The sequence below is a fragment of the Amycolatopsis sp. La24 genome, assembly GCF_029087445.1.
In the GTDB taxonomy this organism is placed as follows: Bacteria; Actinomycetota; Actinomycetes; order Mycobacteriales; family Pseudonocardiaceae; genus Amycolatopsis; species Amycolatopsis nivea.
Genome location: NZ_JARACH010000047.1, coordinates 53,212 through 68,247, shown reverse-complemented (window position 1 = coordinate 68,247; position 15,036 = coordinate 53,212). Strand labels below are relative to the sequence as shown.

At 68.0% G+C, this 15,036-nt stretch carries 12 protein-coding genes; all 12 read right to left on the bottom strand.

What is annotated here, in order from left to right; translation table 11 throughout:
- Nucleotides 1–206: 206 nt before the first annotated feature.
- Genes nuoN through PUT80_RS33145 form a run of 12 tightly spaced genes read right to left on the bottom strand, consistent with a single transcriptional unit; the run spans nt 207 to nt 15,034 of the window.
- Nucleotides 207–1,781 (bottom strand): NADH-quinone oxidoreductase subunit NuoN, encoded by a 1,575-nt coding sequence (gene nuoN / locus PUT80_RS33200; protein ID WP_037818896.1) that lies wholly within the window; start codon nt 1,779–1,781, stop codon nt 207–209.
- Between the two features lie 3 nt (nt 1,782–1,784).
- Nucleotides 1,785–3,335 (bottom strand): NADH-quinone oxidoreductase subunit M, encoded by a 1,551-nt coding sequence (locus PUT80_RS33195; RefSeq protein ID WP_275294521.1) that lies wholly within the window; start codon nt 3,333–3,335, stop codon nt 1,785–1,787.
- A 1-nt stretch (nt 3,336) separates the two neighbouring features.
- Nucleotides 3,337–5,244 carry an NADH-quinone oxidoreductase subunit L gene (gene nuoL, locus PUT80_RS33190; protein WP_043836109.1) on the bottom strand — a complete coding sequence of 636 codons (1,908 nt, stop codon included), beginning with the start codon at nt 5,242–5,244 and terminating at the stop codon, nt 3,337–3,339.
- 13 nt (nt 5,245–5,257) lie between these two features.
- On the bottom strand, nt 5,258–5,557 hold the full coding sequence (gene nuoK, locus PUT80_RS33185) for an NADH-quinone oxidoreductase subunit NuoK (protein WP_033291119.1): 300 nt from the start codon (nt 5,555–5,557) through the stop codon (nt 5,258–5,260).
- On the bottom strand, nt 5,554–6,432 hold the full coding sequence (locus PUT80_RS33180; protein ID WP_167754425.1) for an NADH-quinone oxidoreductase subunit J: 879 nt from the start codon (nt 6,430–6,432) through the stop codon (nt 5,554–5,556). The genes nuoK and PUT80_RS33180 overlap by 4 nt, the downstream gene beginning before the upstream one ends.
- Nucleotides 6,429–6,974 (bottom strand): NADH-quinone oxidoreductase subunit NuoI, encoded by a 546-nt coding sequence (gene nuoI / locus PUT80_RS33175; RefSeq protein WP_037818891.1) that lies wholly within the window; start codon nt 6,972–6,974, stop codon nt 6,429–6,431. The genes PUT80_RS33180 and nuoI overlap by 4 nt, the downstream gene beginning before the upstream one ends.
- Nucleotides 6,961–8,307, bottom strand: a complete 1,347-nt coding sequence (gene nuoH / locus PUT80_RS33170) for an NADH-quinone oxidoreductase subunit NuoH (protein ID WP_275294520.1) — start codon at nt 8,305–8,307, stop codon at nt 6,961–6,963. Before nuoH ends, nuoI begins: the two co-directional genes overlap by 14 nt.
- Nucleotides 8,304–10,808, bottom strand: coding sequence for an NADH-quinone oxidoreductase subunit G (locus tag PUT80_RS33165; RefSeq protein ID WP_275294519.1), 2,505 nt, complete (start codon nt 10,806–10,808; stop codon nt 8,304–8,306). The genes nuoH and PUT80_RS33165 overlap by 4 nt, the downstream gene beginning before the upstream one ends.
- The gene (gene nuoF / locus PUT80_RS33160; RefSeq protein ID WP_275294518.1) at nt 10,805–12,085 is read right to left on the bottom strand and encodes an NADH-quinone oxidoreductase subunit NuoF; all 1,281 of its coding nucleotides are present in this window, start codon (nt 12,083–12,085) and stop codon (nt 10,805–10,807) included. The genes PUT80_RS33165 and nuoF overlap by 4 nt, the downstream gene beginning before the upstream one ends.
- The gene (gene nuoE / locus PUT80_RS33155) at nt 12,085–12,948 is read right to left on the bottom strand and encodes an NADH-quinone oxidoreductase subunit NuoE (RefSeq protein ID WP_043836118.1); all 864 of its coding nucleotides are present in this window, start codon (nt 12,946–12,948) and stop codon (nt 12,085–12,087) included. The genes nuoF and nuoE overlap by 1 nt, the downstream gene beginning before the upstream one ends.
- Entirely contained in the window at nt 12,945–14,276 is a 1,332-nt protein-coding gene (locus tag PUT80_RS33150; protein WP_037818884.1) for an NADH-quinone oxidoreductase subunit D, read from the bottom strand. The genes nuoE and PUT80_RS33150 overlap by 4 nt, the downstream gene beginning before the upstream one ends.
- Nucleotides 14,273–15,034 (bottom strand): NADH-quinone oxidoreductase subunit C, encoded by a 762-nt coding sequence (locus PUT80_RS33145; protein WP_037818880.1) that lies wholly within the window; start codon nt 15,032–15,034, stop codon nt 14,273–14,275. Before PUT80_RS33145 ends, PUT80_RS33150 begins: the two co-directional genes overlap by 4 nt.
- Nucleotides 15,035–15,036 lie beyond the last annotated feature (2 nt).

Genomic DNA, 15,036 nt, shown 5'->3' with positions numbered 1-15,036 from the left:
CGACCGCGCCAACGCGACCGCATCCCGCCGGAACTCTTCCGGATACCTCGACGAACCAGACACAACAAACATCCTTCCCCAGGCCAAAGCCAAGGATCAGAGTGTCCGACCCGACGGGGGAACCTCAGACAATCAAAAATCGGGGTGCCCACGCAACCACTCAGGGCGCAATGTCGCCGCCAGGCGACGAGCCGCCAAACCCACCCCTAAGAAGCAAACCCCCCAGCCCCAGCCCAGTCCAACGCAAAGGCCGGAAGAACCCCAAGCACCAACGTAACCACAACACCCAACGCAATAGCCGCAGTAGTAAACCCACCCGGCACAGTCACCGTAGGCCCATCAGCAGCAGGCTCGGAGAAATACATCAAAACAATAACCCGCAAATAGAAGAACGCAGCCACCGCACTAAACACCAGCGCGACAACCACCAACGGCGCCATCCCATCCGACAACGCCGCCGAGAACACCACGAACTTCCCGACAAACCCACTAGTCAACGGAATCCCAGCCAACGCCAGCAAGAGGAACGTAAACACCCCAGCCAACAACGGCGACCGCTTAGCCAACCCAGCCCAAGCGGAGAGATGCGTAGCCTCCCCGCTGGAATCCCGCACCAGAGAAACAACCCCAAACGCAGCCAACGTAGTAAACCCATACGCCAGCAGATAGAACAACGTGCTGGACAGCCCGTCCTCAGTCATCGCAATAGCACCGACAAGCAAGAACCCAGCGTGCGCCACCGACGAGTAAGCGATCATCCGCTTAACATCCGTCTGCGTCAGCCCGAGAATCGCCCCAAGCGCCATCGAAATAATGGCCACGGCCCACATGACCCCGCGCCATTCCCAGCTAGTCGAGGAAAACCCGACACTGAGCACGCGCAGGATGGCACCAAACGCAGCGACCTTCGTACAGGCAGCCATAAACCCGGTAACCGGCGTAGGCGCACCCTGGTAAACGTCCGGCGTCCACGTGTGGAACGGCCCCACCGAACCCTTGAACAGCAGGCCCACCACAAGCAATCCAAGACCGGCGAACAACAACGTGTCCGACCGATCCGACCCAGCAGCCGCGTGCGCGATGTCAGCCAGCTTCACCGAGTCCGCGTACCCGTACAGCAACGCCAGCCCGTAAAGGAAGAACGCCGACGAGAACGCCCCCAGCAGGAAGTACTTGACCGCGGCTTCCTGCGAGATCAGCCGACGCCGCCGAGCCAGCCCGCACATCAGGTACAGCGGCAGCGAAAGCACTTCCAACGCGATGAACATCGTCAGCAGATCATTGGCCGCGCAGAACGTCATCATCCCGCCGAGCGCGAAGAGCGTCAGCGGAAAGACCTCGGTCTGCGACGTCGTAGCCGACTGCGCGCGGTCCTGGACCGTACCGGGCCGGATCGCCGCCTGAGCCACGAACGCGCCGCCCGCCTCGACCTTCCGGTCCGCGATCAGGAAGACCGCGCCGAGGCCGAGCAGCAGCAGCGTGCCCCACAGGAACAGCGACGGCCGGTCCACCGAGATCGAGCCGGAGAACGTCGTCGTACCGGCCTTCGAGGAAGAAGAACCGGTCGCGTACAGGATCAGCGAAACCCCCGCGGCGAGGATCGCGACGAGGGAGATCGTCACCTGGATCCCCCACCGCGTGGCCTTCGGCGCGAACGCTTCCACCAGCACGCCGATGCACGCGACGCCGAAGACGATCAGCATCGGCAGCACGGCCGCGTAATCGACCGAAGGCACTTCCAGTGGCGCTGCCGGCGCTTGCGCCAGGAACATGTCGAGCACGGTTTACTTGCCTCCCTGCACGGCAGACAGCGTCGCCTGCACCGACGGGGTGATCGTGTCGAGCATCGGCTTGGGGTAGAAACCCAGTCCGATGATCAGGATGACCAGGGGCGCGAGGATCGCGATCTCGCGTTTGCCCAGGTCGGTAATGGCCTTGCGAGCGCCGAGTTCCGGCGCGATCGCGGTGCCCGGTCCCCCGCCGACGCCCACCAGGGCGTCGCCGCGGACCGGGCCTTGCATGATCCGCTGGTACAGCCACAGCACGTACGCCGCGGCGAGCACCATGCCCACGGTCGCGAGGATCGTGTACACCGGCTGGTCCACAAAGGACCCCAGCAGCACGAGGAACTCGCTGACGAACGAGTTGGTTCCCGGCAGCGACAGCGCGGAAAGACCGGCCAGCAACAGCATTCCGCCGAGCAGCGGGGTCACCTTCGCCATGCCGCCGTAGTCCGAGATCTTGCTCGACCCGCCGCGCATCACGATCAGGCCGATCACCACGATCAGCATCCCGGTCGACAAGCTGTGGTTCAGCATGTACGACACCGAGCCGACCATCGCCTGCTCGTTGAAGGTGAAGATGCCCAGCGCGATGAACCCGAAGTGGGCGATCGACACGTAGGCGATGAACCGCTTCATGTCGCGCTGCCCCGCCGCGAGGATCGAGCCGTACAGCACGCCGATCACCGACAGGATCAGCACCAGCGGCGCGAGCGCCTTGCTGCCCTCCGGGAACATCGGCAGGCAGTACCGCAGGAACCCGAACGTGCCGACCTTGTCCAGCACGCCGACCAGCAGCACCGCGACGCCGATCGGGGCCTGGCCGGCGGCGTCCGGCAGCCAGGTGTGGAACGGGACCAGCGGGGCCTTGATCGCGAACGCGAGGAAGAAGCCGAGGAACAGCCAGATCTGCGTGCCGGTCGGCGCGTCGCGCACCACCGTCACCAGCGTGGCCCAGTCGAACGTGCCCTTGCCGAGCTTGTCCGAGGCCAGCGAGTACGCCCCGATCGCCGACGCCAGCATGATCAGGCCGCCGAGGAACGAGTACAGGAAGAACTTCACCGCCGCGTACTGCCGGTTCGCGCCGCCGTAGCCGCCGATCAGGAAGTACATCGGGATCAGCATGATCTCGAACAGCACGTAGAAGAGGAACACGTCGGTCGCCGCGAAGACGCCGATCGTGATCGCCTCCTGCAGCAGGATCAGCGACAGGAACCCGCCCGCGCTGCGGCCCGCGGGCAGTTTGTCGGTGAGCCCGAGCGCGCCGACGACGATCGGCACCAGGAGCGCGATCACCGCGATCATGATGAGCGAGATGCCGTCGGTGCCGAACGAGATGTGGATGCCGAAGTTCGGGATCCAGTCCATCGTGGTGGCCTGCTGGATGCGCTCGCCCGAGGGCGAGTAGCTCGCCCAGAACGGGATGATCAGCAGGAACTCCACAATGGACACGGCGAGCGCCGTGGCGACCGCGGCCCGGTCGTTCCTCTTGAGGAACGCCAGCACCAGCGAGCCGGCCAGCGGCAGCAGGATGAGCGCCAGAAGCCAAGTCATGTCAGGAGAACCTCACCAGCAGAAGGGCCGCGAGAAGCAGGAACGTGCCGCCGAGCATGGACAGTGCGTAGGAGCGCACGAATCCGGTCTGCGTCCGGCGCAGCCGCCCGGACCCGCCGCCGAGTGCCGCGGCGAGGCCGTTCACCGCACCGTCGACGCCGCGGTTGTCCACGTACACCAGCGCCCGCGCCAGCCAGGTGCCCGGACGGGCGACCAGGGTTTCGTTGAGCGCGTTGCCGTACAGGTCCTTGCGTGCCGCGCGGACCGGCCAGGACACCCGCTCGGGCTTCTCGAGCGGAACGTCGCGCGAGGGGCGGAACAGCCAGACCGCCAGCAGCACGCCGAGCGCGGCCAGCACCAGCGTCGCCGCCGGGACCGTCCACGACGGGATCGGGGTGTGCTCGGCCTCCTCGAACTTGCCGACCACCGGGGCCAGCCAGTCGACGAACCGGTCGCCGATCGCGAAGAACGCGCCCGCGCCGACCGAACCGACCGCCAGGATCGCCATCGGGATCCACATGACCGGCTTGGACTCGTGCGGGTGGAAGTCGCGCCCGTCGGTGCTCTTGATGTCCTTCCAGCGTTCCTTGCCGAAGAAGGTCATCATCATCAGCCGCGTCATGTAGAACGCGGTGAGCCCGGCGCCGATCACCGTCGCGAGGCCGAAAGCCCAGCCGCGCCAGCCTTCCTGGCCGAACGCCGCCTCGATGATCGCGTCCTTCGTGTAGTACCCGGTGAGGAACGGGAAGCCAATGATCGCCAGGTAGCCGAGGCCGAAGGTGACGAAGGTGATCGGCATCCGCTTGGCGAGGCCGCCGAACTTGCGCATGTCGACCTCGTCGTTCATGCCGTGCATGACCGAACCGGCCCCGAGGAACAGCCCGGCCTTGAAGAAGCCGTGCGCCACCAGGTGCATGATGCCCAGCGCGTAAATGCCCGGCCCGAGGCCGACCGCCAGCATCATGTAGCCGATCTGGCTGACCGTCGAGTACGCGAGCACCTTCTTGATGTCGTCGTAGGCACAGCCGACGACGCACCCGAGCAGCAGCGTGACCGCGCCGACCAGCGTGACGACCAGTCGTCCGTCCGGCGTCGCGGTGAAGATGACGTTGGAGCGGGCCACCAGGTACACGCCCGCGGTGACCATCGTCGCCGCGTGGATGAGCGCCGACACCGGAGTGGGGCCTTCCATCGCGTCCGGCAGCCAGGCCTGCAGCGGGAACTGACCCGACTTACCGCAGGCGCCCAGCAGCAGCAGGATCGCGATGGCGGTGATCGCGCCCGGCGGGATCTTGCCCTGCGCGACGCCCTCGAAGACCTGCGCGTAGCCGGTCGACCCGACGTACTTGAACATCAGGAAGATCGCCAGCGCGAGCCCGACGTCGCCGACGCGGTTCATCAGGAACGCCTTCTTCGCCGCGGTCGCCGCGGACGGGCGGTTCTGATACCAGCCGATCAGCAGGTACGAGGCGAGGCCCACGCCCTCCCAGCCGAGGTACAGCGTCACGAAGCTGTTGCCCAGCACCAGGATCAGCATCGAGGCGACGAACAGGTTCAGGTACGCGAAGAAGCGGTACCGGCCCTCGTCGTCGGCCATGTAGCCGATCGAATAGAAGTGGATCAGCATGCCGACGCCGGTGATCAGCAGCACGAACGTCAGCGACAGCGCGTCGATGCGCAGCCCGAAGTCCACTTGCAGCTGGGTCACCGGGATCCAGGAGTAGACCTTGGTGTCGGTGACCGAGCCGCTGTCGGTGGAGAAGAACAGGATCACGGCGTACACGAAGGCGAGCGTGACGGTGGCACAGCCGAGCAGGTGCCCCCACGCTTTCGCGCGTTTCCCGGATAGGAGCAGGACGAGGGCGCCGAGGGCGGGAAGGGCCACCAGCAGCCACGATGATGCGGTCACTCGGTCGTCTCCCTCAGTACTTCAGCAGGTTCGTGTCGTCGACCGAGGCCGAGCGGCGGGTGCGGAAGATCGCCATGATGATCGCCAGCCCCACCACGACTTCGGCGGCCGCGACGACCATCACGAAGAACGCCATCACCTGGCCGTGCAGCCCGCCGTTGATGCGGGCGAAGGTGACCAGGGTCAGGTTCACCGCGTTCAGCATCAGCTCGATGCACATGAACACGACGATCGCGTTGCGGCGGACCAGCACGCCCACCGCGCCGATGCAGAACAGCAGCGCGGACAGCAGCAAGTAATAGCTCGGGGTCACTTTCCTTCCCCTTCTTCTTCCTCGGCGGGCTCGGCCTTGTCGACGCCGCCGACCAGTGCGTGCGCGTCGGGCTTGGGGCCCTCGTCCGCGATGAGCTTGCGCTCGCGCATGAGCCGGATCGCCGAGGTGGATTCGATGATCTCCGACAGCGACTCCGGCGCGACCGAACCGTCCGGCAGCAGCGCCGGGGTCGACACCGAACTGGCGGTGGCGAAGACGCCGGGGCCGGGCAGCGGCGACGGGCGGTCGTGCTCGCCGCGGAAGCGCAGCTTGACCAGTTCGCGCTGGGAGAGCTTGCTCTTGCCGCTGCGGCCGGTGAAGGCCAGCACCATCGCGCCGAGCGCGGCGGTGATCAGCAGTGCCGAGGTGAGCTCGAACGGGAACAGGTACTGGGTGAAGATCAGCCTGCCGAGACCGCCGGGGCCGCCGCCGGTCTGCTGGTACGGGTCGAGCGGCTTCGCCGGGGTCACGTTCACCATCGCGCGGAACACGCCCGCGGCGATCAGGGCGGCGAGCCCGATGCCGAGCACCCCGGCGGCGAGCCGTTGCCCGCGAAGGACTTCGACCACCGAGTCCGAGCTGTCCCGGCCGACCAGCATCAGCACGAACAGGAACAGCATCATGATCGCGCCGGTGTAGACGATGATCTGGGTGAACCCGAGGAACGGCGCGGACTGCGTCATGTACAGCGCGCCGAGCGTCAGCATCGTGAGCACCAGCCACAGCGCCGAGTGCACGGCGTTGCGGGAGAAGATCATCCCGAGCGCGCCGAGCAGCGAGAGCGGGCCGAGGATCCAGAACGCGATGGCCTCGCCGGTCGTCACGGACGCGTCGACGCCGGACGCCGGCGCCTGCGCGAGAAGGGCGGCGATCACTTCTTCGCCTCCTGCTGCTGCGCGTTCGCGGCCAGCTCGGGGCCGTTCACGTAGTAGTCCTGCTCGTTGTCGCCGAGCCGCATCGGGTGCGGCGGCTGCTCCATGCCCGGCAGCAGCGGGGCGAGCAGGTCTTCCTTGGTGTAGATGAGCCGCTGCCGGTCGTCGTCGGCCAGCTCGTAGAAGTTGGTCATGGTGAGCGACCGGGTGGGGCACGCCTCGATGCACAGGCCGCAGCCGATGCAGCGCAGGTAGTTGATCTGGTAGTCCGCGCCGTACCGCTCGCCGGGCGAGTACCGCGCCTCTTCGGTGTTGTTGCCGCCCTCGACGAAGATCGCGTCCGCCGGGCACGCCCAGGCGCACAGCTCGCAGCCGACGCACTTCTCCAGCCCGTCCGGATGCCGGTTGAGCTGGTGGCGGCCGTGGTAGCGGGGTGCGGCCGGGGCGCCTGCCTCGGGGTACTCCTCGGTCGCGACCTTCTTGAACATCATCCCGAAGGTGACGCCGAATCCCTTGATGGGATTGAGGAAGTCAGTTGCCGCCATCTTCTGTTCCTTCCTGTGCGGCCGCCGCGGTGACGCCGGCCGGCTTGCGCCGCGCGGCCTTCGCCTCCGCCTTGGCCAGCGCCTTCTGCCGCGGCGTCGCGTCCGGGACCCGCAGGTCGAGCGGCGGCAGCGGGTAGCCGCTTCCGGCCAGGTCCACGTAATCCGATTCGGGCAGCTTCTTGTCCGGCAGCGCGAGGCTCAGCAGCACGAGCACCACCAGCACGATGCCGACGCCGACGAGGATCTGCGGCCAGCTCCACTGGACCGTCTTGATCGCGACCACGACCACGATCCACACCAGGTTGACCGGGACCAGGACCTTCCAGCCCAGCCGCATGAACTGGTCGTACCGCAGCCGCGGGAGCGTGCCGCGCAGCCAGATGAAGCCGAACAGCAGAATGAACGTCTTGGCGAAGAACCAGAGGACCGGCCACCAGTTCTGGTTCAGCGCCGAATCGTCGCCGACGAACGGGAACCGCCAGCCGCCGAGGAACAGCGTGGTGCAGAACGCGGAGACGATCACCATGTTGACGTACTCGGCGAGGAAGAACATCGCGAACTTCATCGAGCTGTACTCGGTGTGGAAGCCGCCGACCAGCTCGGATTCGGCCTCCGGGAGGTCGAACGGCGCGCGGTTCGTCTCGCCGACCATCGAGATCACGTAGATCACGAAGCTCGGGATGAGCATGTAGAAGTACCAGCCGTGCGACTGCGCCTGCACGATTTCCGACGTCTGCAGCGAACCGGAGTACAGGATCACCGCGACGATCGAGAGGCCCATCGCGATCTCGTAGGAGATCACCTGCGCCGCCGAGCGCATGCCGCCGAACAGCGGGTACGGCGAGCCGGAAGCCCAGCCCGCCAGCACGATGCCGTACACGCCGACCGACGAGCAGGCGAGGATCACCAGCACGCCGACCGGGAGGTCCATCAGCTGCAGCACCGTCCGGTGCCCGAAGATCGAGACGACCGGGCCGAACGGGATGGCCGACAGCGCGATCAGCGCGGGGACCGCGGACAGCACCGGCGCGAGGAAGTACACCTTGCGGTCGGCGGTGTCCGGGATGATCTGCTCCTTGAACGGGAGCTTGATCGCGTCGGCGAGCGACTGCAGGTAGCCGCCGGGGCCGACCCGGTTGGGGCCGGGCCGGTTCTGCATCCGGCCGATCGCCTTGCGCTCCCACACGATCAGGAAGATCGTCAGGACCGGCCCGATCAACAGGACCACGACCGCCTTGATCAGGACGAGCCACCACGGGTCGTCGGCGAGGAGCCGAGCCCGTTCCGCGGCGTCCGGGTACGCGGCGAGGAACTGCGTGAGCTGCGGGCTCACTGGTCACCTCCGGAGATCTGCACGAGCGCGCCGTGTCCGGCGGCGAGTGCGGCGCGGACGGCCGAGCCGTCGGAGTTGCCGGGCAGCCACACCACGCCGTCCGGCAGGTCGGCGACCTCGACCGGCAGGGTGATCGACCCGCGCTCGTTCGACACCCGGACCGTTCCGCCCAGGCCCTCGGCGGTCTTCGCCGAAAGCCGGGCGACCGGCGGCCGCTGGGTGCCCTTGAGGTGCGGTTCGTCGTCCTGCAGCGAGCCGTTGTCGATCAGCTGCCGCCAGGTGGCGAGCACTGCCTGCCCCGGCCCCGGCTCAGAGCGCCCCAATGTGGCATTGGGTGCGTCAGATGCACCCAATGTGGCATTGGGTGCGTGAGATGCACCCAATGCCACATTGGGGCGGTTGCCGAGGCGAGCGAAATCGGCGGCCGCGGCGGCCGGGGTCTGGGTGAACAGGTCGGCGTCCATTTCGACGGCCAGGGTGTCGAGCACCCGGCCGTCGGAGAGGGAACCGGTGCCCTCCAGCGTGGTGTCGAAGTCGCGGCGGCGGCCCTCCCAGTTGAGGTAGCTGCCGGACTTCTCGACCGCCGGGGCGATCGGCAGGACCACGTCGGCCCGTTCGGTGACCTCGCTCGCCCGCAATTCCAGGCTGACCACGAACCCGGCGTTGTCGAGCGCGCGGCGGGCCAGGTCCGGGTCGGGCAGGTCGTTCGGGTCGACGCCGCCGACCACCAGCGCGTCCAGCTGTCCGCCGGAAGCGGCCTGGAGGATGCCGGTGACGTCGCGGCCCGGTTCGGCCGGAAGCTCGGCACCCCACTGCTTCCCGACCTCGGCGCGGGCCGCCGCGTCGGCGACCGAGCGGCCGCCCGGCAGAAGCGTGGGCACACAACCGGTTTCGAGCGCGCCCCGGTCGCCCGCGCGGCGCGGGATCCACGCCAGCCGGGCTCCGGTGCGGGCGGTGAGCCGCAGCAGCGCGGAGAACAGGCCGGGGATTTCCGCGGCCCGCTCGCCGACCAGGATCACCGCGCCCTCGCCGCTGAGCGCCGCGTCAACGTCGGCCGCGTGCTGCGCGATCCCGTCCACTGCGGCCGCTTCGCCGCCGGGAACGCAGGCCAGCAGTTCGCCGAAGGTCTTGCGCACCGAGGAGGTCGTCCACTGTCCCAAGTGGACGACGCGGGTGCGGTTCTTGCGCGCCGCCTTGCGCAGCCGCAGGAACACGATCGGCGCTTCGTCCTCGGGCTCGAACGCCACGCACAGCACCGTCTTGGCCCGTTCGATCTCGCCGAACGTCACGCCGGTTTCCGGCGTGGTGCCCACGACCGTCGACCCGAGGAACGCGAGCTCCTCGTCCGAGTGCGCGCGGGTGCGGAAGTCGATGTCGTTGGTGCGCAAGGCGATCCGGGCGAACTTCGAGTACGCGTAGGCGTCCTCGACGGTCAGCCTGCCGCCGGTGAGCACCGCGCCGCCCTTGCCCTCGCGGGCCTTCAGCAAGCCTTCCGCGGCGGTCCGGAGCGCGTCGGTCCAGGACGCTTCCTCCAGCTCGCCGTCGGCGTTGCGGACGAGCGGACGGCGGATCCGGTCACCGGCCTGCACGTAGCGGAACGCGAACCGGCCCTTGTCGCACAGCCATTCCTCGTTCACCTCCGGGTCGTCGCCGGCCAGCTTGCGCTGGACCTTGCCGCGCCGGAAGTCGGTGCGCTCGGCGCAGCCGGACGAGCAGTGCTCGCACACGCTCGGCGAGGAGACGAGGTCGAACGGCCGCGACCGGAACCGGTACGCCGCGCTGGTGAGCGCGCCGACCGGGCAGATCTGGATCACGTTGCCGGAGAAGTAGCTCTGGAACGGTTCGCCGCCGGTGGTGCGCGAGGCGAGGTCCAGCACGTCGGCGGTTTCCGCGGTGCCGATCTGCTGGTGCGCGCCGCGTTCGAGCAGCGCGATGAACGGGTCGCCGGCGATCTGGTCGGAGAACCGGGTGCAGCGCTGGCACAGCACGCAGCGTTCCCGGTCGAGCAGCACCTGCGACGAGATCGGCAGCGGCTTCGGGAACGTGCGCTTCGTGTCCACGAACCGCGATTCCGCGCGGCCGTGCGCGAGCGCCTGGTTCTGCAGCGGGCACTCGCCGCCCTTGTCGCAGATCGGGCAGTCCAGCGGGTGGTTGATGAGCAGCAGCTCCATCACGCCCTGCTGCGCCTTGTCCGCGACCGGCGAGGTGAGCTGCGTCTTGACCACCATGCCGTCGGCGACCGTCATCGTGCACGAGGCCTGCGGCTTCGGCATCGGACGGCCGCCCATTTCGACCTCGACCAGGCACTGGCGGCACGCGCCCGCCGGGTCGAGCAGCGGGTGGTCGCAGAAGCGAGGGATGCTGGTGCCGAGCCGTTCGGCGGTGCGGATCAGCAGCTCGCCCTTGGGCGCGATGACCTCTTCGCCGTCGATGGTCAGCTTGACGTAGCCCTCGGGGACCGGCGTTTCCGCCGTTTCGGGCTTGTCGGGGGCGATCGTCATGCCTGCGCTCCCACCAGTTCTCGCTTGTTGCTCTCACACAAGGCCAGGAACTCGTCCCGGAAGTACTTGATGCCGCTCTGGATCGGCGACACCGCGCCGTCGCCGAGCGCGCAGAACGAGCGGCCGAAGATGTTGTCGCACACGTCGAGGAGGGTGTCGATGTCCTCCTCGGTGCCGTGGCCCTCGACCATCCGCTCCAGGATCTGCGCCAGCCAGTACGTGCCCTCGCGGCACGGCGTGCACTTGCCGCAGGACTCGTGCTCGTAGAACTGCGTCCACTTCATGACCGCCCACGGCACCGAAACGGTCTCGTTGAAGACCTGCACCGCGGTGGTGCCGAGCATCGAACCGGCCTCGGCCGCGCCCTCGAAGTCGAGCGGGACGTCGAGGTGCTCGGCGGTGAACATCGGCGTCGACGAACCGCCGGGCGTCCAGAACTTGAGCGGGATGCCGTCCTTCATGCCGCCGGCCAGCTCCAGCAGTTCGCGCAGCGTGGTGCCGAGCGGGCATTCGTACTGCCCGGGCTTCTCGACGTGGCCGGAGATCGAGTAGATCTTCGGACCGGGCGACTTTTCGCGGCCCATCTCGCGGAACCACGACGAACCGGCGTTGATGATGTACGACGCGGACGCGATGGTCTCGACGTTGTTCACCGTCGTCGGCGCGGCGTACAGACCGGCGGCGGCGGGGAACGGCGGCTTGAGCCGGGGCTGCCCGCGACGGCCTTCGAGCGAGTCCAGCAGCGCGGTTTCCTCGCCGCAGATGTACGCGCCGGCCCCGGCGTGCACGGTCAGCTCGAGGTCCCAGCCGGTGCCGAAGATGTTCTTGCCGAGGTAGCCCTTCGCGTACGCCTCGCGCGCGGCCGCGTTGAGCCGGCGGATGCAGTGCAGCGCCTCGCCCCGGACGTAGATGAAGCAGTGGTGCGACCGCATCGCGTACGAGGCGATGATGCAGCCCTCGATCAGCGAATGCGGGTCCGCCATCATCAGCGGAATGTCCTTGCAGGTACCGGGTTCGCCCTCGTCGGCGTTGATCACCAGGTAGTGCGGCTTGTCCTCGTTGGGCGGCATGAACGACCACTTCACGCCCGCCGGGAAGCCCGCGCCGCCGCGGCCGCGCAGACCGGAGTCCTTGACCACCTGCACGAGTTGCTCGGGCGTGGCGGCCAGCGCCTTGCGCGCCGCGATGTAGCCCTCGAGCGCCTCGTACGTTTCGATGCGCCAGGATTCCGGGGACAGCCAGCGCTTCGTGAGGACCGGAGTGATGGGATCAGCCATTACTTCTTCTCCACTTCAGGAAGCGGAACATCCTGTGCACCGGGGGCGGACCAGCCGCGGTCGGCTGCGATCTGCGCGCCGCGCAAGGTCTCGACCGCTTGCGACGGACCGTCCACGGCACTGCGGTAAGCGGCCTCGTCCTCGGGCCAGAACCCGGCGAGCTGCCGCTCCGCGCCCTTGAAGTCGGTCAGCGCCGCACCGCGCGTCGGGGCGGGCTTTTTCCCTGCCTGCAACGCGTCCACGAGCGCGACCGCCTGCTCCGGCGTCTGGTTGTCGAAGTACTCGTAGTTCACCTGGATGACCGGGCCGAGGTCGCAGGCGGCGAGACATTCCGCGTGCTCCAAGGTGATCGAGCCCTGTTCACCCGGCGTGCCCGCGGTTTCCTCGTGCCCCAGCGGCTTTTCCGCGGAACCGAGGTGCGTCTGGAGCTTCTTGTAAATGTCGTCGCCGCCGAGCGCCGCGCACAGCGTGTTGGTGCAGACGCTCACCAGGTGCTCGCCGCACGGGCGGCGCTTGTACATGGTGTAGAACGTCGCGACCGCGCTGACCTCGGCGTCGGTCAGGTCGAGATGCTGCGCGCAGAAGGCGATGCCTTCCTGGCTCACGTAGCCCTGCACCGACTGCACCAGGTGCAGCATCGGCAGCAGCGCCGAACGCGACATCGGGTAGCGGGCGATGATTTCCTTCGCCTCGCGGTGCGTGTCGGCGTCGAATACGTCCGCCGCCGGTGTGTCGGCGAGGATTCCCTCGGCGACGGACGGGTCGGGCGCGATCGCGGCGACGTCGGTGTCGGCTCCCGCGGCCGCGTAGGTCTTCGTCGCGTCGTGCGGCCCCGGCTCCGGGACTGCGGTCGGGTTCGTCATCGGTCAACTCCCCCCAGAACCGGGTCGATCGAAGCGATCACGACGACGAGGTCGGCCACCAGGCCGCCTTCGGCCATCGCGGGCATCGCCTGCATGTTCACGAAACTCGGCTCCCGCAGGTGCACGCGAAGCGGGCGGGTGCCGCCGTCGGACACCAGGTGCGCGCCGATCTCGCCGCGCGGCGATTCGACCGGCGCGTAGACCTGGCCCGGCGGCACGTGGAAGCCCTCGGTGACGAGCTTGAAGTGGTGGATCAGGGATTCCATCGACTGGCCCATGATCTTCTTGACGTGGCCGAGCGAGTTGCCCATGCCGTCGCTGCCGATGGACAGCTGCGCGGGCCAGGCGATCTTCTTGTCCTCCACCATGACCGGGCCCGGCTCGGCCATCTTCGCGACCTGCTTCATGATCCGCAGGCTCTGGTGGATTTCCTCGAGCCGCAGCAGGTACCGCGCCCAGCTGTCCGCGTCGGTCGAGGTCGGCACGTCGAACTCGATCTCGTCGTAGCGCGAGTACGGCTCGGTCTTGCGCAGGTCCCACGGCAGGCCCGCGGCGCGCAGCACCGGGCCGGTGATGCCGAGTTCGAGGCACGCGTCCAGCGGCAGCACGCCGACGTCCTTGAGCCGGTTCCGCCAGATCGGCTGACCGGTGAACATCTTGTCGTACAGCGGAAGCCGCTTGTCCATGAGCTTGCAGAAGTCGAGGACCTTTTCCGTCCAGTCCTCGGGGAAGTCCTGCGCGAGCCCGCCGGGCCGGATGAACGCGTGGTTCATCCGCAGGCCGGTCAGGTACTCCAGCAGGTGCATGGCTTCTTCGCGCTCGCGGAAGCCGAGCGTCATCGCGGTGGTGGCGCCGAGGTCCATGCCGCCGGTCGCGATGAACACCAGGTGCGAGGTGATCCGGTTGAGCTCGAGGAGAAGCACGCGCAGCAGTTCCGCACGCGGCGGGGCCTTGATGCCCAGCAGTTTCTCGACGCCGAGGCAGTAGCACATCTCGTTGGACAGCGGGGCGAGGTAGTCCGCGCGGGTCACGAAGGTGACGCCCTGGGTCCAGTTGCGGAACTCCGCGCTCTTCTCGATGCCGGTGTGCAGGTAGCCGACGACCGCGCGCAGCTGCGTGACCGTCTCGCCTTCCAGCTCCAGCACGAGCCGGAGCACGCCGTGCGTCGACGGGTGCTGCGGGCCCATGTTGATGACCATGCGATCGTCGTGCTGGGCGTCGCCGAGCACTTCGTCCCAGTCCCCGCCGGAGACGTGGTAGACGGGGCCTTCGGTGGTGTCCCGGACTTCCGCGTACTCGGCTTCCGTCGTTTCGTTGGTGCTGGTCACGAGTACGACCTCCGCTGGTCTGGCGGCGGGATTTCCGCGCCCTTGTATTCGACCGGGATCCCGCCGAGCGGGTAGTCCTTGCGCTGGGGGTGGCCGTCCCAGTCGTCCGGCATGAAGATGCGGGTGAGCCCGGGGTGGCCGTCGAAGACGATGCCGAACATGTCGTAGGCCTCGCGCTCGTGCCAGTCCGCCGTCGGGTAGACCGGGACGAGGGACGGGACGTGCAGGTTGTCCATGTCCATCGTGACTTCGAGGCGGATCCGGCGGCGGTAGGTCATCGACAGGAAGTCGTAGACCGTGTGCATCCGCTGCGGGACGTCCACGCCGTAGTCGACGCCGGTGACCGCCAGCAGCATTTCGAACCGCAGGCCCGGGTCGTTGCGCAGGACCTTGGCGATGTCGACGAGGTGCTCGCGGCTGACGTAGAAGGTGATCTCGCCGCGGTCCACAGTGGTCTGAAGGATCGCGGTCGGCGGGATCTTGTTGTCCGCCAAGGCGGCCATGAACTCGTCGGCGAACTCGTCGAACCAGCCGCCGTACGGGCGCTCCGCGGGCGGCGGGCTGTAGGCGGGCAGCCGCAGGCCGCCGTAACCGGAGGTGTCCCCGCTGCCGCGGACACCGAACATGCCCTTGCGCTCGCGTCCGGCGACGACCGGTTCGGCCGCGCCGGGGCCGTGCGCTTCGAGGCCTGCTTCGGGCCGCTCCGCGCTGGACTGCGGGCCGCCGGTTTCGGGAGTCTCTTCGGGGTTCTCAGGCACCG